A 15,234-nucleotide genomic window follows, 5' to 3' on the forward strand; every position below is an offset into this window, starting at 1 on the left:
TCGCCACGGCAGGCTTGTTCTCGCGTAAACGGCACGGATGAGCAAACCGCCAGGTTATTTCTTGATGAACAGCAGATCCCACACGCCATGACCCAGCTTCAAGCCGCGATTTTCAAATTTGGTCAGCGGACGATACGCCGGTTGCGGCGCATAACCGTCGGCGCTATTGTGCAACTGCGGCTCGGCGCCCAGCACTTCCAGCATTTGCACCGCGTAATCTTCCCAATCGGTGGCGCAATGCAGATAACCGCCCGGCGCCAGGCGATCGGTCAATTGCTTGACGAACGGCGACTGGATCAGGCGGCGCTTGTTATGGCGCGCCTTGTGCCATGGATCGGGGAAGAAAACGTGGATACCGGCCAGCGAATTGGCGGGAATCATGTGCGTCAGCACTTCCACCGCATCGTGCTGCAGCAGGCGCAAATTCGTCAGCGACTCTTCGCCGATCAGTTTCAACAGGCTGCCGACACCCGGCGTATGCACTTCGACGCCGATAAAATCATTCTCCGGCATGGCCTTGGCGATATGCGCAGTCGTCGCCCCCATGCCAAAACCGATTTCCAGGATGACCGGCGCCTTGCGGCCGAACACCTGCTCAAAGTCCATCGGTTCCTTGGCGAAAGGCAACAAAAACTGTGGCCCCAGGGTCTCAAGCGCGCGCGCCTGCGCGACAGACAACCGTCCCGCGCGGGTCACGAAGCTGCGGATGCGGTGTTCGGTCGGATCGTACATCATCGGCCGCGCCGGGCCGTTTGCTGGGGTATCAGAAGACATGGAAATGGAGAAATAAGTGGCCGCGCCGCATACAGTCAGGCGCCAGCGAAAAATGGAGCGGGTGAAGGGAATCGAACCCTCGTCGTAAGCTTGGGAAGCTCGACAAGGAACTCAACAACCATGCGGGCTTGCGGCCCGTTCTCAATCCGCAAAAGTGACATTATAGCAGTGGCGTAAGTTAGCATCCATGCGGGGATTACCCTACCAGCCTACTTACGCAGGACCAAGCAAGGACGCAGATATGAATCCTTCATTGGATAGCGCGTTGATGGCCCCGCGAAGCAGGTAGTTATTCGTAAAGCACATCGTGTACTGGCGTGCGCCAGGCTTAATGGGCTGCAGCATCTTACCTTCCACCAGGCGCTTGATCTGGTAGGTGCGCTGAGCTGGATTTAGGTCTGGCATCACCTTGGCCAGGTCACCAGATTTTGCGATGCCCAGCTTTACCACCTCAAGCAAAATCGCCTGCTCTTCGTGCGTGATCAATTGCCGCTGAACCGAGTAAGCAAGCGCGGGGATCAGGATTTTTTCCTTCAAGAAAGTGTAGTCGGTCAGCCGGTCCACTTTTTGCAATTCATCCAGGATGCCTTGCAAAACGTAGGTGCACCAGCGATCCAGACTTTCATCCGTCCCCTTGTCGGCGCAAGACAGCATCGCATAGTAGCGCTCGCGGTCATTGCAAAAAACAGCAGTCGGGTTCAACACCCGTCCGCCTGTCTTGACATTGAAACCATACTTGATCAGAAGGGCATAGGTCATCAAACGCACGACGCGCCCATTGCCGTTACTAAACGGGTGAATCCAGCCAAAACGATGATGTGCCAACGCAACCTTGATCAAGGCATACTTGGGAGGATCATCTCGATTGATGAACCCCATCAACTCTTCCATGTAACCAGGTACAAGGACAGGATCTGGCGGAAGGTGCTCAGACTTCGCAATGCGGACCGCTCCCGTTCGATATGCGCCAGGCGTGCGGTCGCCCTCTCGCTCCAGGTCATGCACTGCCAGCGCGTGCAGCTCCCGGATGAAGTGTTCCGAGACCGCAGAATTCGGCGTCACCACATCCTCGATATATTGCATCGCCTTTTCGATGTTGGAGATCTCGCGCACCTGGTCGCTATCGTTCGTGCCCCCTTCCACCGAAGTCTCGACGTAGTCTGCAAGAGTCGTATGGTTGCCCTCGATTCGCGCAGACCCGAGGCTTTCCAGCATGTGGAAAATATGCTTGAGCTGGAAAAAGGTTGACGCGGGCGTGGTGCCCCCAAGTTGCAATCGCCGCAAGTGTTCCAGTTCCGTTAGAACATCGACAAGCGGCGAGTCGAACGAGGGATTTAAAAGCTTCAGGTCAAAGTGGTGGAAGTCTGGCATAGCGATCCTGTTTTTCTTAAATGGCGACAAGGATTAAGTTGAATTTTCAAGATAATACACCTAAAAATCATACACTTACGCGCCATCTCAGATTATTACATGTGTAATAATCCAAAATCACAAGTCAACACATCTAAAATTTTAGGGAAGGATTGTAGCTTTTCATGCAAATTTTTCATGAACGGGCAGACAAAAGCGGGGGGCTTTTTCCGGAAAAATTTGCTGATACAACAATTGAAATGAGTAGAATTTATTGCACAAATGGCAATCCAACCGTAGCCCTGAAAAGCTCGCCTGAGCGCCTTTTGTGGAGCAATTTTTGCTTTGTGGAGCGGCGAAAACAGTTTCTTGCCGTTTCTCATTGGAGCGGGTGAAGGGAATCGAACCCTCGTCGTAAGCTTGGGAAGCTTCTGCTCTACCATTGAGCTACACCCGCGAAGCCTGCATTTTACGCGGGATGGCAAGGACTTGGCAAACTTGTGGATCGCTTTCGAATTCATCAGAAATTCTCGCAATATTTCACAAAAAACATAGACTGCCGTGTCTGCACGGTGCCGTTTTTATTGGTACACAGCAATATTTCGGGCAACGAGACACCATGAATGGTCTGGTATGCAGCTAAAATAGAACAAATTATTATCGGTTTGAACTGTGCAGCGCAGACTGGCCAGAGAAATGTTGCTACAATCGCGTGACAGTTTAGCATTCCCGCTGTTCAACCTAAAAGGATATCCCATGAAGAAAATTCTGATCGCTTCGGCAATCCTGTGCTTCGCTTCCGCACAAGCCATGGCTCAATCGGCTCCAACTCCTGCACCAGCAGCATCGGCAGCACCAGCTGCTGGCGCCGCTGCCGGCACCACTGTTGCCGGCCTGAGCGTCAGCACCTTGATCGCTATCGGCGCAGCAGTTGCCGTTGTGGCCGGTGCAGCAAGCTCGGATTCGACCACCGCACACACCACCCCAACCCACCATTAATACCTGGCTGCCCAGGCAGCGACAGGTAGGTCCATCCTGCAGCTTGATATCGAGTCAAAAGGTGAAGGCCTGGTGCCGCAATAGCTGATATACATCAAATATGTCGACTATTGCAATAAAAGCCCTTTTCATTTGAAAACGGGCTTTTTTACTTTTTAGAAAATAACGAAGAGGCTGGCGTCAGCTTTTCTATTTTGACGGACGATGCAATATTGCGCTGACATACATGCGGTATTCATTTATCCATTAAGAAATCCAGCTGCCAGGTTCGTGAGATACCCTATTCAATCGCCTCGCTCACCATGAAGAACCAGCCCTTTTTCACGCGCATGGGATTTGCCTTGAGCGGCATTGCCGCCGCCCTGCGTCTGGAATCGAGCTTTCGCTTGCAATGCCTTGCCGCCCTCACGGTCGTGATCGTGCTCGCCTGGAGCAAGCCGGCAATGATCTGGTGGGCGCTGCTGCTACTCAACTGTGGCCTGGTGCTGGCAGCTGAACTGTTCAATACCGCGCTTGAACACTTGATTGACCACCTGCATCCTGGCCTGCACCCCAGCATCAAGATCGCCAAGGACTGTGCGGCAGGGGCTGTACTCATTCTCAGCATGAGTGCCGCCTGCATTTTTGTTGCTTTTTTGCTGGAAACGCTTTCCAGTTGAGCAGTTATAGCTGCCAAGCAAATTACAATGCATGGGTCGCCAAGACACCTCGCTGTCCACGTCAACATTCGAGACGGCGAGAAGAAACACGTAGATTCCTATAATTCATTAAAATAGTACCTTTTTGAAATATTTTATCTTTACCAATACTGATTTCTGCACGCCTTGCGCATGCATGACAATTGCGTAAAACAATAATCGCTTTTTGCGAGCGACTAACGACTCAGTTCCCATTTGGCGATGCTGTTTTAATTTTGAATTGACGCGTAGATGAATACTCCCCTTGTACCAGTAATTCTTTGTGGTGGATCCGGCACTCGCTTGTGGCCCCTTTCGCGCGAAGGCTACCCTAAACAGTTCTTGCGTTTGTCCGGCGAGACCAGCATGTTGCAGCAAACGCTGCAACGGCTGGCTGGTATTGAGGCCTTGGCGCCGGCTTTGCTGGTGTGTAATGAATCGTCGCGTTTCATTGTCGCGGAACAGTTGCGTGAGATAGGCCTGAACAACGCCCGCATGGTGCTCGAACCGATGCGCCGCAATACGGCGCCGGCGATTGCCACTGCGGCGCTGCAAGCCATGGAAAACGGCGACGACCCCATCCTGCTCGTATTGCCTTCCGACCATGTCATCCTGGATACCCCGGCGTTCCACCGCGCCATCAACCTGGCGCGCGATGCTGCAGAACAAGGCAACTTGCTCACCTTCGGCATTACCCCTACCGGACCGGAGACAGGTTACGGCTATATCCGCGCCGAGGGTGGCGCAGCTGGCCAGGTCCAGCGCATTCTTGAATTCGTCGAAAAGCCCGCATTGGCGCAAGCTGAGAAATATATCGCCAGCGGTGACTATTTCTGGAACAGCGGCATGTTCCTGTTCCGCGCCAGCCGCTATCTGGAAGAACTCGAACGTTTCCAGCCGGCCGTCCTGGTAGCATGCCGCGCCGCCGTTGCCGATGCAAAGAGCGATCTCGACTTCATACGCCTGGACAAGGACGCCTACGCCGCCAGTCCCGATATCGCCGTCGATTACGCCGTCATGGAGCGCACCAGCCATGCGGCCACCATCGCGCTCGACGCCGGCTGGAACGATATCGGCTCATGGGCCGCCGTCTTCGACGTGGCAAAAAAAGACGCCAACAACAATAGCGCCCAAGGCGATGTGTTGATGCAGGATTGCAATGATTGCCTAGTGCATGGGAATAGCCGCCTGGTGACCGCCATCGGCATGCGCAATACCGTCATCGTGGAAACGGCCGACGCCGTATTGGTCATGGATGCGGATCAGGCGCAACATACCAAGACCCTGGTAGCGCAGTTGATTCATAAAGAACGGAGTGAAGCCACCATGCACCGTGAAGTCTTCCGTCCGTGGGGCTCCTATGATTCCATCGGCAACGGCGAGCGCTTCCAGGTCAAGCGGATCACCGTCAAACCGGGCGCCAAGCTGTCGTTGCAAATGCATCACCACCGCGCCGAGCACTGGATTGTGGTATCCGGCACTGCGCAGATCACCAATGGCGACAAGGAATATTTGCTGACCGAAAACCAGTCCACCTATATCCCCCTCGGCGTCGTCCATTCTCTGGCCAACCCGGGCAAGCTACCGCTGGAATTGATTGAAATTCAATCAGGTAGCTATCTCGGGGAAGACGATATTGTCCGCTTTGAAGACCGCTACGGCCGCGCCTGACCGAACAGATACACAATCACAACGCATGCGGCATCGCAAGAATTCACACTGAAGTTTATAAGGTTTAGCCAGTCATCATGAAACCAATCGAAGGCATCTTTGTACAAGAAGTGAAATGGTATTGCAGCAGCAGGGCAGAAAAATATTTTCTCACCTTTGCCGATGCACTTGCCATGTTCATGGCATTCTGGCTCGCTGGGAAATGGACCCTCGATTCCAGCGACTTGAACAGCTTCGGGCTGGATAGTTCGCGCCTGCTCAGCTATAGCCTGCTATCCCTGGTCACTCTGGCGATCTTCAAGCTGAAGGGTCATCATGCCAAACGTCGTCCGTACTCGAATGAAATCAAGGATCTCCTGAAAGTCGCCATGGTCATGGGCTTGATCGACGCAGCCCTGGTCTTCCTCGACAGGCGCGACTCCTCGCGCGAGGCACTATTGGCCACCTGGCTGCTGGTGCCATGCTTTGTCTTGCTGCTGCGCGGCATCGTCAAGTACCTGTTGATGAAAGCGGGCGGCTGGATACGCCCCATGGTCATCATCGGATGGGGCGACAATGCCTTGCAAACAGCGCGTGCCTTTGATGAGGAAGCGTTGATGGGCTATCGCCTGATTGCCTTCCTGATACCTGAGGGCCAGGACCGCCTGGAACAGCATTATGTGAACCGCAGAAAACAAGCGGTGCCCTGCATCCCGTTGGGCGATAACCCGGGACAAACGCTCAAGCTGCTGGGCGACCCGCATGCGGTCGTCGCCCTGGAGCAGGGCGGCATTGACGCATATCAGGGCATGATCCAGCAAGTCAGCCGTTGCGTTGCCAATATGCAAGTGGTACCTGCCGTACGCGGCCTGCCCCTGTATGGCATGGAGGTCAATCATTTCTTCACGCATGAAGTACTCCTGCTGACCATGCGCAACAACCTGGCACGGCCAGGCTTGCAACTGATCAAGCGCTGCTTTGACCTAACGACGTCGATCGCCGTGATGATCGTCGGCTCTCCCATCCTGCTGTGGATCGCCGCCAAGGTGATGGCCTCTGGCCGCCCCATCTTCTATGGCCACAAACGCGTCGGCCAGAATGGAAAGCATTTTCTCTGCTACAAATTCCGCACCATGGCCGTGAATGCTGATGTGCTGCTGAAAGAGTTACTGGAACGCGACCCGGTCGCCCGCGCTGAATGGGACCGCGATTTCAAACTGAAAAACGACCCGCGCATCACCGCGATAGGCCACTTCCTGCGCCGTACCAGCCTGGATGAATTGCCGCAACTGTGGAACGTGCTGAAAGGCGAAATGAGCCTGGTCGGGCCGCGTCCCGTGGTCGATGCCGAACTGGAGCGATATGGCAACCAGATCGACTATTATCTTGAGGCGAAACCCGGGGTCACTGGCCTGTGGCAAGTCAGCGGCAGGAACGATGTCAGCTACGATACCCGCGTCTACCTCGACGCCTGGTATGTCAAGAATTGGTCCCTGTTCAATGACATCGTCATTTTGCTGAAAACGGTCAAAGTCATCTTCAAGAAAGATGGCGCTTATTAGCGAATGCCGTTCAGTTAAGCTTTTGGGGTAACTATAAACACCAACAAATTCATTGAACCCAGAGGCAAAGAGCCGGGGTCGGACCCGCCGGGTCCGACCCCAGAACTTGCTTTTGGGCTAAAAATTGCCGCTAACTGAACAGCATTAGTGCGTATTAGCAGTAAATAATAGGCCAGAACGGCTGCACTGGCCGGACAAAACATTATAATAATTGCATTATCTCACTCTATCGTCCTAACCCGGCAATGGCAAAGAACAAAGTAACGTTACATGCTCAAGTAAACAAAGGATAACAACATGATTTTAGTGACTGGCGGCGCCGGCTTCATCGGTTCCAATTTTGTACGTGACTGGCTGGCGCTCAACGATGAGCCCGTGGTCAATTTTGACAAACTGACCTACGCTGGCAATCTCAGCAATTTAGCCAGCCTGGAACAAGACCCGCGGCATATCTTTGTACGCGGCGATATTTGCGATACCGCCCACGTCTCCCGCCTGTTGGCAGAACACCAGCCACGCGCCATCGTGCATTTTGCCGCAGAAAGCCATGTCGACCGCTCGATCCATAGCCCCGGTGAATTCATTTCGACCAACGTCAACGGCACTTTCAGCTTGCTCGAAGCCGCGCGCGCTTACTGGTCCGGTCTGACGGGCGAGGCCAAGGATGATTTCCGTTTCCTGCACGTCTCGACCGATGAGGTGTATGGCACCCTGGGACCGATTGATCCGCCATTCACGGAAACGACGCCGTATGCGCCGAACAGCCCCTATTCGGCATCGAAAGCAGCCTCCGACCATCTGGTACGCGCCTATTTCCATACGTATGGCATGCCGGTGCTGACGACAAACTGCTCGAACAACTATGGCTCTTTCCATTTCCCGGAAAAACTGATTCCCCTCATCATCAGCAATGCCCGTGCCGGCAAGCCTTTACCTATCTATGGCGACGGCATGCAAGTGCGCGACTGGCTGTATGTAGGCGACCATTGCTCGGCGATACGCCGCGTGCTGGAAGCGGGACGCCTGGGCGAGGTGTACAACGTGGGCGGCTGGAATGAAATGGCCAATCTGGAAGTCGTGCATACCCTGTGCGACATCCTCGATACGCTGGACCCGAAAGCGTCCGGTAGCTATCGCGAACAAATCACCTATGTGCAGGATCGCCCTGGCCACGACCGCCGCTATGCCATCGACGCCCGCAAGATCGAGCGTGAACTGGGCTGGAAGCCGGCAGAAACCTTCGCCACGGGCATACGCAAAACGGTGCAGTGGTACCTGGACAACCAGGCCTGGGTACGCGACGTGCAATCGGGCGACTACTTGAAGTGGGTAGAAAAAAACTACACGGCACGCGATGCGGCAAAGGAAGCACTCTGATGAGCACCACTATTGAACGCAAGGGCATCATCCTGGCCGGCGGTTCAGGCACGCGATTGTATCCCGTCACCATGGCCGTATCGAAGCAGCTGCTCCCGGTATATGACAAGCCGATGATTTACTATCCGCTGACCACCCTGATGCTGGCCGGCATACGCGACATCCTGATCATTTCCACGCCACAAGATACGCCGCGCTTCCAGGAGTTGCTCGGTGATGGCAGCCAATGGGGCATCAAGCTCAGCTACGCCGTGCAGCCCACGCCCGACGGCCTGGCGCAGGCCTTCATCATCGGCCGCGAATTCGTCGGCGACGCGCCATCGGCCCTGATCCTGGGTGACAACATCTATTATGGCCACGACTTCGAATCGCAATTGCGGGAAGCATCCGCACGCACCAGTGGCTCCACCGTATTCGCCTATCACGTGCACGATCCGGAACGTTATGGCGTCGTCGACTTCGACGCGCAACGGCGCGCCGTCAGCATCGAAGAAAAACCGCTCAAGCCAAAATCGAACTACGCCGTCACCGGCCTGTATTTCTACGACAGCCAGGTGTGCGATATCGCCGCCGGCATCGCTCCGTCATCACGTGGCGAGCTGGAAATCACGGATGTCAACCGCACTTATCTGGAGCGGGGCCAGCTGAACGTCGAACTGATGGGCCGCGGCATGGCCTGGCTCGATACCGGCACGCATGAGTCCTTGCTGGAGGCGGGCCAATTCATCGCCACCATCGAAAATCGCCAGGGCTTGAAGGTTGCCTGCCCAGAAGAAATCGCCTACCGTCGCGGCTATATCGACGCGGCCAAGCTCGAGGCATTGGCGCAACCATTGAAAAAGAACGCGTATGGCCAATACCTGCTGCGCCTGCTCGAAGAAAAAATATATTAAGGCCTGAACGGTTCATCCATACCATGCAAATTCAAACCACAGCCATACCTGACGTATTGGTCATCGAACCCACCGTGTTCGGCGATGACCGGGGCTTTTTCTATGAAAGCTTCAACCAGAAGCGCTTTGCCGAACTGACCGACGTCACGCACGATTTCGTGCAGGACAACCACTCCAAGTCCGCCAAGGGTGTATTGCGCGGTCTGCATTATCAGATCCAGCAGCCACAAGGCAAACTGGTGCGTGTGACGGCCGGTGAAGTCTTCGACGTCGTCGTTGACCTGCGCAAAAGCTCGCCAACCTTCGGCCAGTGGGTTGGCGTAGTCCTGTCGGCGGCCAACAAACGCCAGTTATGGATACCTGAAGGTTTCGCCCACGGTTTCGTGGTGACCAGCGACAGCGCAGAGTTCCTGTACAAGACCACCGACTATTGGGCGCCGGAATTCGAGCGCAGCATCCTGTGGAATGACCCGGCGATCGGCATCGACTGGCCGCTGGACGGCGAACCGTTACTGTCGGGCAAGGACAAAGCCGGCACATTGCTGGCCAATGCCGACCTCTTCGCCTGAGCACTGCAACACCGCCGCTCCACCCTTCATGGAAACAAATATGAGCCGTATCTTAATTACAGGAAAAACCGGCCAGGTCGGCTACGAACTGGAACGTAGCCTGCAAGGTCTGGGAGAGATCATCGCGCTAGACCGCAGCCAGATGGACCTGGCCGACCTGGACCAGGTGCGCGACGTGATCCGCCGCATCAAGCCGACCCTGATCGTCAATCCGGCCGCTTACACCGCTGTTGACAAGGCCGAGAGCGAGCCTGAACTGGCACTGCGCATCAACGGCGAAGCACCGGGCGTGATGGCGGAAGAAGCAAAAAAACTGGGTGCTGCAATGATCCATTACAGCACCGATTACGTGTTCGATGGCTCGAAAGACGGGCCCTACGTCGAAACCGATCCGACCTGCCCGATCAATGTGTACGGCAGCAGCAAGCTGGCCGGCGAACAGGCGATCCATGCCACCGGCATCCCCCACCTGATCTTGCGCACCAGCTGGGTCTATAGCACGCATGGCAAGAATTTCCTGCTGACCATGCGTCGTTTGGCGCAGGAACGCGAAGAGCTGAGCATCGTTTCGGATCAGTTCGGCGCACCGACATGGAGCCGTACTATCGCCGACACCACCGCCCATATCGTGGCGCAAAGCCTGGCGGCAAGCGACCAGCAAGCATGGTGGCAGGCACGCTCCGGTCTGTATCATTTGACGGCACAAGGAAGGACCAGCTGGTTCGGTTTTACCGAAGCGATCATGGCCCATCCTTCAATTACGAAAAAACCACAACTAAAGCCGATATTAGCGCAAGACTATCCTATACCGGCGAAGCGTCCGATCAATTCAGTACTGTCATCACAGCGCTTGATGGATACTTTTTGTCGCATTCCGGATTGGCGGGACGCATTAAGGTTGTGTCAAAGTTAAATATGATCCTATAGACAGGAATGAAAAATGGTAATTGTTCAACCTTAGTAGGCGCCACAAATGGCAGTTGTAAACGAAGCTGTTTTAACGCTTCACTCCGGCATGCCACCGAAACCAAAAACGTCGCTATCTCTCGAAACTATCCGAAACGGACAAGGACGACCTCAATCATGCCGACGAATCGGGCCTTCGCGTGGCCAGCCGGTTGCACCGGCGCCACATCGCGGCCAACGAGTCCCGACATGTATCACGATATGGCTTAAACTTCTGTCTCAAATCATCTATCCGCTATAGTATGGCAGTATGGCAGATGGTATATATTTGACGCCCGGCGATTTCAAACTCCAAGTGCCGCACTGGGTCAATGAACAGTGTTCGTTGGGTGTTATAGCAATGCTATGTGTTGTGTATAAACATTCAATCCTGGTCCGTAGACGCATATTGAGCGACAGCGCAATGACATTCAACTCGTCCTGGGAGCAAATCGATAAGTCGATGCTTTAGGAGGGGTACTGGTGCAGCAGACTGTTGGCGTTCTAGTTGCCCCCGTTGCTAAGGGCCGTGCGGATCGACGGAGTCAATCCGCAGGCCGGTGCGCTCGATGAAGATTTTGTGCCCGTGCATCTCGCTGCCTTGGTCGCAGGCCATCATTTTGCGCATCGCCGCTGGTTCGCCGTTGAGGACAGCGGCGATGCTGTCGACGACGGTCCTGGTGGTGGCCGCCAGCGCCGCGAAGCCGGTCGTGCGTTCGACCAGCGTGTCCGCCGACGAACACTTGCCAGCGCCCTTGATCAGGTCGCCCTTCCATTGACCGAGGACGAGGCGGTCCTCAATCTCGGGAGGGCGAATACGAATGCTCTGCATGTCCAGGATCTGCCCTCGGCGATTTCGCAGCCAATCGTGCTGCCTGAGCAGCAAAGACGTTGAGCAATGGTCCGGATGGAGCACAGGTCGTCGCGCATGGTCGTAACGACTGTGCGCTCCTGGGTGGCGAGATGTTGGTAGATTTTCGCTGGCGGCACCTTACAGCAGAAGGTGTTGCACTTGGTCTTTGAGAACGCCACCAATGGTATCCGTCCTGATAAATGCATTGAAAAGGTACAGAAGTAATGAAATTTATTAACATCGAATTAAAGATCGTCTTGCGGGCGGTACTGCTCTGTGTAGCTTTTTCTTCCCCGGCTTATGCCTATGTCGATCCCGGCTCAGCCCTCCTGCTGCTACAGAGTATTTTTGCCATCATTGGTGCAGCATTAACATTTCTCAAGAAGCCTCGACAAATGATCGCCAAGCTGTTTAGTCGGAAGAAAAATAACGATGCGTGATCCTGAAGGTACGATTGAATTTCAGGGACAAACAGTCATTCGTCGCATCCACCCCACCGCCACCGCCAAGCAATTTCTTCGATCGAAAGCTGCTGCGACGCTCGTAGAAGCCGGTAGGCTGATTCCGTTCGAGTTCACTGCTCCCGAAACAGTCGAGTCGCCTAAGTTGCCTTTCGTCAGTTATCCTTTTGAGTGGTGTGACGCACAACTTTATTTGGCGGCACAACTCACGTTAGATATCTCGCGTGAAATTCTCGGTGCTGGGCATGAACTGAAAGACGCTTCGGCATGGAACGTAATTTTTCAGGGCAATCAGCCCATGTTCTGTGATCACCTTTCGTTCCAGCCGATTGCTACGCCGCAGTGGTGGGCGTTTGGCCAGTTCACTCGTCATTTTCTGCTGCCACTTGCAGTGTCGCAGCAACGTGGCCTGAAGCCGCACCAAAGTTACAGCACCTATCGCGATGGCATTCCACCAGATGTTGCTCGTACTTTGCTAGGTCTCAAACGATACATGACGCGATACTGGCCACTCATGGTGGCAAGTAACAACAAATCCCAACCTCGCACTCAAGTACCGGCAAAAGATGGGAAACATCTACATGGCAGTCTCTACGGTTTCTGCCAATCCATGCTCAATGGTGGAAAACCCAACCAGGCGCGTAGCCATTGGGCTGACTATACCGACACGCGACATCACTATACCGACGAAGCTTCCACTGCAAAATTTCAAAAGGTAGGCGAATGGCTGGAAAACACCGCGCCAGCTTGGGTGGTGGACCTCGGCTGTAACACCGGAGAATTTACGGTTCTGTCGGCCGGAACCGGTGCCGACGTGATCGCCGTCGATCTGGACCATGACGCCATTCAAAAGCTTGTGCTTTCGCAAAGCAACGCCACCAATATCCACCCTCTCGTCACCAATTTGGGCGATATGGTTGGCGGGCGTGGTTGGTGTGGCGATGAGTTTCCTTCGCTCATGACTCGTCTGCACCAGCGCGCCGACATGCTGTTGATGCTGGCGCTCATTCATCACTTGGCGATATCTGAAGGTATTCATATGGGGAAAGTTGCGCAGATGGCAGCACACATTACGCGCGAGTTCCTGATCGTTGAATTACTCGATGAAACTGATCCGATGGTCTTGCACCTGTGCAGCCAGCGCAAGCGCGAGCCCAAAGAGTTTTCTATGGCTGTACAAATGGCGGCCTTTAGTCAATATTTCAATACGGTTGCTACCTATTCCGTACCCAATACACTGCGCACGCTATGTCTACTCAAGAAAATGTAAGCGAAATGCGGGCAGGGCAGCCGCTTTATGCGGCGACCCTGGCGTTGCTCACGGTACTGTTGCTTAGGCAGACTAACTGGATCTGGAGCAGCCTGTACTTTCAGTATCACACGGCGAGCGAAATCACTCTCGCTTTTGGGCTGCTGGCTGTCTTTGTTATCGTTTGTGTTGCACTGCTAAGCTGTGGACTGGGGCAAGCCACAACAATAAAACTGATAAACGTCGGCATAGCCCTGTTGTTGTCCTTTGTCGGATTCACTTACCTTAAGCAGTTGGAATTGATTCCGACGCAAAGCAATGCCTTGCACAAAACGCTCGCAATTGCATTGCCTATCACCGCAAGTCTATTAACTCTCAAAATCAGTATTGACACTTGGAAACGTCTTTACTTGGCCGGAATCGTCGGAGGAATGATTTTCATCTTTTTCCCCGTGGTGCTTGCAAACACGAATGCCTCCACGGTCTACTGGCCAAGCCCAAGTTATCAACCACCGACAGTAACGGCTCCAAATATGCCATCGCAAAACACTATCGTTTTGTTATTAGATGAGCTCAGTGCCAGCGCAGCCGGGCCTGTTGTCAAGCAACTACAGGAGGCTGGATTACATGTCACAGTAAGCAATATAGATCCGGCGGGCAAGAACACGATCAACGTCATTCCCGCCATTTGGATGAGGACAAGTTTTGACCAATCAATGGCCTGTGGGCCCACGCAACTCTGCAGTACAAGCAAAGTATTGGATTTTTCCAAAGTAAAGGCTAGTTCGGAGAATATTGACATCGTGGGTTTTTATCACCGCTATTGTTCCATTCAAGGCCTTCGTTCCTGCTCTTTTTCTCCCTTTCCAATAAAGTCAGCTGGCACAGAATTGGCCTGCAGCTTCCCTGGGGTCAACAGTCTTGATTTTTTGGGCTGCGAAGCGTCCGCGTCAGACAGAAAATCATTAGTAGCCTTACGTGACAACATGAACAAAGCGCTGATGGAAGCGCCTTTCTGGCAAAAAGGAGGAATTCTATTTGCACACCTTCTGGTGCCACATCCGCTAATGGGAATTCATTTGAAGACCTTGAGTGTAGAATATTCTGACAACATTGCATACGGTGCTTCGGTAGTTGGACTGGCGGTGCAAAGAGCCAAATCGGTGTTTGGGGACAATTTTAAAATTATTGTGTTTTCTGATCACCCCTTGCGGCCAGAATTTTGGTGTGCCGACAAAACCTACATGGCACTCAAGTGCAAACCTGACTCGTCACAGATATCGAATCAAGTGCCGCTTATCATTGCTACTTTTAATGTGAACAACAAGGTGCCACTAAAGATCGAAAATAATACAGCTGTATTCGATCTGTTATATCAGTTTGATCCCAAATAGACAACCGTCCACCGCCGTCTTGAACTAATAGCAAATTTGATTGATGATGGTGAGCGGTATCAAACTCCAAGTGCAACATTAGATTAATAGTCACTACCTACCAGAGATACAAATTGAATGAGAATAAATTTATATATTCAATGGCTACGTAGCATCCTGGCACTATCTGTATTGATTTTTCATGTCATTTACTCCGGCCTGCCGACATTTCAAAAAATTTACTTACACCCTTAACATTTCTTTTTCAATCATTGGCGGCACCGAAAACCCGTCTATGAGGCCGCGAAACCGTTGCGTCCGGAACGATGGCGGGCGACTAGGGATTGATAATTAAAGGAGGAGGTCTGGCTGAATCCGGAACGGAGCCAGCCAGAAGCACTAAAGCAAGCGGCATGACTTGACGCGACATCTTTGTTGACAACTACCGACAGCTATCCACTGCACTTGTTTTTAAGCCAGTCGAGTACGTACGCGCTTACTC

General features: G+C 53.5%; 16 protein-coding genes and 1 tRNA gene. 12 read left to right on the forward strand and 5 right to left on the reverse strand.

Features of this window, described 5'->3' with window-relative positions; all coding sequences use genetic code 11:
* Positions 1 to 54 precede the first annotated feature (54 nt).
* Both trmB and ACQ4WP_RS11545 read right to left on the reverse strand, forming a co-directional pair.
* A complete protein-coding gene (gene trmB / locus ACQ4WP_RS11540) occupies positions 55 to 735 on the reverse strand; it encodes a tRNA (guanosine(46)-N7)-methyltransferase TrmB (RefSeq protein ID WP_436520950.1) in 681 nt (226 codons plus the stop codon).
* A gap of 252 nt (positions 736 to 987) precedes the next feature.
* On the reverse strand, positions 988 to 2,145 hold the full coding sequence (locus tag ACQ4WP_RS11545) for a Fic family protein (RefSeq protein ID WP_436520666.1): 1,158 nt from the start codon (positions 2,143 to 2,145) through the stop codon (positions 988 to 990).
* Positions 2,146 to 2,309: 164 nt separating this feature from the next.
* On the opposite strand from ACQ4WP_RS11545, the gene ACQ4WP_RS11550 reads away from it, so the two are divergent.
* Positions 2,310 to 2,519, forward strand: a complete 210-nt coding sequence (locus ACQ4WP_RS11550; protein ID WP_436520668.1) for a hypothetical protein — start codon at positions 2,310 to 2,312, stop codon at positions 2,517 to 2,519.
* Here the strand turns inward: ACQ4WP_RS11550 and ACQ4WP_RS11555 are convergent.
* Positions 2,508 to 2,581: transfer RNA gene (locus ACQ4WP_RS11555), tRNA-Gly, on the reverse strand. The genes ACQ4WP_RS11550 and ACQ4WP_RS11555 overlap by 12 nt on opposite strands.
* 299 nt (positions 2,582 to 2,880) lie before the next feature.
* On the opposite strand from ACQ4WP_RS11555, the gene ACQ4WP_RS11560 reads away from it, so the two are divergent.
* The 8 genes from ACQ4WP_RS11560 to rfbD all read left to right on the forward strand — a co-directional run bounded on the left by ACQ4WP_RS11560 (position 2,881) and on the right by rfbD (position 10,764).
* The gene (locus ACQ4WP_RS11560) at positions 2,881 to 3,123 is read left to right on the forward strand and encodes a hypothetical protein (RefSeq protein WP_436520670.1); all 243 of its coding nucleotides are present in this window, start codon (positions 2,881 to 2,883) and stop codon (positions 3,121 to 3,123) included.
* A 302-nt stretch (positions 3,124 to 3,425) separates the two neighbouring features.
* The gene (locus tag ACQ4WP_RS11565; RefSeq protein WP_436520672.1) at positions 3,426 to 3,782 is read left to right on the forward strand and encodes a diacylglycerol kinase; all 357 of its coding nucleotides are present in this window, start codon (positions 3,426 to 3,428) and stop codon (positions 3,780 to 3,782) included.
* A gap of 270 nt (positions 3,783 to 4,052) precedes the next feature.
* Positions 4,053 to 5,471, forward strand: coding sequence for a mannose-1-phosphate guanylyltransferase/mannose-6-phosphate isomerase (locus ACQ4WP_RS11570; RefSeq protein ID WP_436520674.1), 1,419 nt, complete (start codon positions 4,053 to 4,055; stop codon positions 5,469 to 5,471).
* A gap of 77 nt (positions 5,472 to 5,548) precedes the next feature.
* The gene (gene wbaP / locus ACQ4WP_RS11575) at positions 5,549 to 7,012 is read left to right on the forward strand and encodes an undecaprenyl-phosphate galactose phosphotransferase WbaP (RefSeq protein ID WP_436520676.1); all 1,464 of its coding nucleotides are present in this window, start codon (positions 5,549 to 5,551) and stop codon (positions 7,010 to 7,012) included.
* Positions 7,013 to 7,309: 297 nt separating this feature from the next.
* Entirely contained in the window at positions 7,310 to 8,389 is a 1,080-nt protein-coding gene (gene rfbB / locus ACQ4WP_RS11580) for a dTDP-glucose 4,6-dehydratase (protein WP_436520678.1), read from the forward strand.
* Positions 8,389 to 9,282 carry a glucose-1-phosphate thymidylyltransferase RfbA gene (gene rfbA, locus ACQ4WP_RS11585; RefSeq protein WP_436520680.1) on the forward strand — a complete coding sequence of 298 codons (894 nt, stop codon included), beginning with the start codon at positions 8,389 to 8,391 and terminating at the stop codon, positions 9,280 to 9,282. The genes rfbB and rfbA overlap by 1 nt, the downstream gene beginning before the upstream one ends.
* A gap of 23 nt (positions 9,283 to 9,305) precedes the next feature.
* Complete coding sequence (rfbC, locus tag ACQ4WP_RS11590) at positions 9,306 to 9,851, forward strand: dTDP-4-dehydrorhamnose 3,5-epimerase (protein WP_436520682.1); 546 nt, start codon at positions 9,306 to 9,308, stop codon at positions 9,849 to 9,851.
* Positions 9,852 to 9,891: 40 nt separating this feature from the next.
* Complete coding sequence (gene rfbD / locus ACQ4WP_RS11595) at positions 9,892 to 10,764, forward strand: dTDP-4-dehydrorhamnose reductase (RefSeq protein ID WP_436520684.1); 873 nt, start codon at positions 9,892 to 9,894, stop codon at positions 10,762 to 10,764.
* Between the two features lie 552 nt (positions 10,765 to 11,316).
* Here the strand turns inward: rfbD and ACQ4WP_RS11600 are convergent.
* Both ACQ4WP_RS11600 and ACQ4WP_RS11605 read right to left on the reverse strand, forming a co-directional pair.
* Positions 11,317 to 11,628 (reverse strand): hypothetical protein, encoded by a 312-nt coding sequence (locus ACQ4WP_RS11600; protein ID WP_436520686.1) that lies wholly within the window; start codon positions 11,626 to 11,628, stop codon positions 11,317 to 11,319.
* Positions 11,556 to 11,855: a helix-turn-helix domain-containing protein gene (locus tag ACQ4WP_RS11605; RefSeq protein ID WP_436520688.1), complete on the reverse strand. Its 300-nt coding sequence runs from the start codon at positions 11,853 to 11,855 to the stop codon at positions 11,556 to 11,558. Before ACQ4WP_RS11605 ends, ACQ4WP_RS11600 begins: the two co-directional genes overlap by 73 nt.
* Positions 11,856 to 11,873: 18 nt before the next feature.
* Here ACQ4WP_RS11605 and ACQ4WP_RS11610 point away from each other — a divergent pair, with 18 nt between their 5' ends.
* From ACQ4WP_RS11610 to ACQ4WP_RS11620, 3 genes are read left to right on the forward strand one after another with little or no spacing between them, the layout of a single operon-like run.
* Complete coding sequence (locus tag ACQ4WP_RS11610) at positions 11,874 to 12,089, forward strand: hypothetical protein (protein ID WP_436520690.1); 216 nt, start codon at positions 11,874 to 11,876, stop codon at positions 12,087 to 12,089.
* Positions 12,082 to 13,380 carry a class I SAM-dependent methyltransferase gene (locus tag ACQ4WP_RS11615; RefSeq protein ID WP_436520692.1) on the forward strand — a complete coding sequence of 433 codons (1,299 nt, stop codon included), beginning with the start codon at positions 12,082 to 12,084 and terminating at the stop codon, positions 13,378 to 13,380. Before ACQ4WP_RS11610 ends, ACQ4WP_RS11615 begins: the two co-directional genes overlap by 8 nt.
* Positions 13,359 to 14,753 carry a hypothetical protein gene (locus ACQ4WP_RS11620; RefSeq protein ID WP_436520694.1) on the forward strand — a complete coding sequence of 465 codons (1,395 nt, stop codon included), beginning with the start codon at positions 13,359 to 13,361 and terminating at the stop codon, positions 14,751 to 14,753. The genes ACQ4WP_RS11615 and ACQ4WP_RS11620 overlap by 22 nt, the downstream gene beginning before the upstream one ends.
* Positions 14,754 to 15,234 lie beyond the last annotated feature (481 nt).

The organism is Janthinobacterium lyxosi, assembly GCF_051380665.1.
In the GTDB taxonomy this organism is placed as follows: Bacteria; Pseudomonadota; Gammaproteobacteria; order Burkholderiales; family Burkholderiaceae_D; genus Janthinobacterium.

What these genes read in the sequence shown, in the direction of transcription:
- wbaP (WP_436520676.1), top strand. Translation starts at nt 5,549, where the DNA reads ATGAAACCAATCGAAGGCATCTTTGTACAAGAAGTGAAATGGTATTGC.
- ACQ4WP_RS11565 (WP_436520672.1), top strand. Translation starts at nt 3,426, where the DNA reads ATGAAGAACCAGCCCTTTTTCACGCGCATGGGATTTGCCTTGAGCGGC.
- rfbB (WP_436520678.1), top strand. Translation starts at nt 7,310, where the DNA reads ATGATTTTAGTGACTGGCGGCGCCGGCTTCATCGGTTCCAATTTTGTA.
- ACQ4WP_RS11550 (WP_436520668.1), top strand. Translation starts at nt 2,310, where the DNA reads ATGCAAATTTTTCATGAACGGGCAGACAAAAGCGGGGGGCTTTTTCCG.
- ACQ4WP_RS11560 (WP_436520670.1), top strand. Translation starts at nt 2,881, where the DNA reads ATGAAGAAAATTCTGATCGCTTCGGCAATCCTGTGCTTCGCTTCCGCA.
- trmB (WP_436520950.1), bottom strand. Translation starts at nt 735, where the DNA reads ATGATGTACGATCCGACCGAACACCGCATCCGCAGCTTCGTGACCCGC.
- rfbD (WP_436520684.1), top strand. Translation starts at nt 9,892, where the DNA reads ATGAGCCGTATCTTAATTACAGGAAAAACCGGCCAGGTCGGCTACGAA.
- ACQ4WP_RS11570 (WP_436520674.1), top strand. Translation starts at nt 4,053, where the DNA reads ATGAATACTCCCCTTGTACCAGTAATTCTTTGTGGTGGATCCGGCACT.
- rfbA (WP_436520680.1), top strand. Translation starts at nt 8,389, where the DNA reads ATGAGCACCACTATTGAACGCAAGGGCATCATCCTGGCCGGCGGTTCA.
- ACQ4WP_RS11600 (WP_436520686.1), bottom strand. Translation starts at nt 11,628, where the DNA reads ATGCAGAGCATTCGTATTCGCCCTCCCGAGATTGAGGACCGCCTCGTC.
- ACQ4WP_RS11545 (WP_436520666.1), bottom strand. Translation starts at nt 2,145, where the DNA reads ATGCCAGACTTCCACCACTTTGACCTGAAGCTTTTAAATCCCTCGTTC.
- ACQ4WP_RS11610 (WP_436520690.1), top strand. Translation starts at nt 11,874, where the DNA reads ATGAAATTTATTAACATCGAATTAAAGATCGTCTTGCGGGCGGTACTG.
- rfbC (WP_436520682.1), top strand. Translation starts at nt 9,306, where the DNA reads ATGCAAATTCAAACCACAGCCATACCTGACGTATTGGTCATCGAACCC.
- ACQ4WP_RS11620 (WP_436520694.1), top strand. Translation starts at nt 13,359, where the DNA reads ATGTCTACTCAAGAAAATGTAAGCGAAATGCGGGCAGGGCAGCCGCTT.
- ACQ4WP_RS11605 (WP_436520688.1), bottom strand. Translation starts at nt 11,855, where the DNA reads ATGCATTTATCAGGACGGATACCATTGGTGGCGTTCTCAAAGACCAAG.
- ACQ4WP_RS11615 (WP_436520692.1), top strand. Translation starts at nt 12,082, where the DNA reads ATGCGTGATCCTGAAGGTACGATTGAATTTCAGGGACAAACAGTCATT.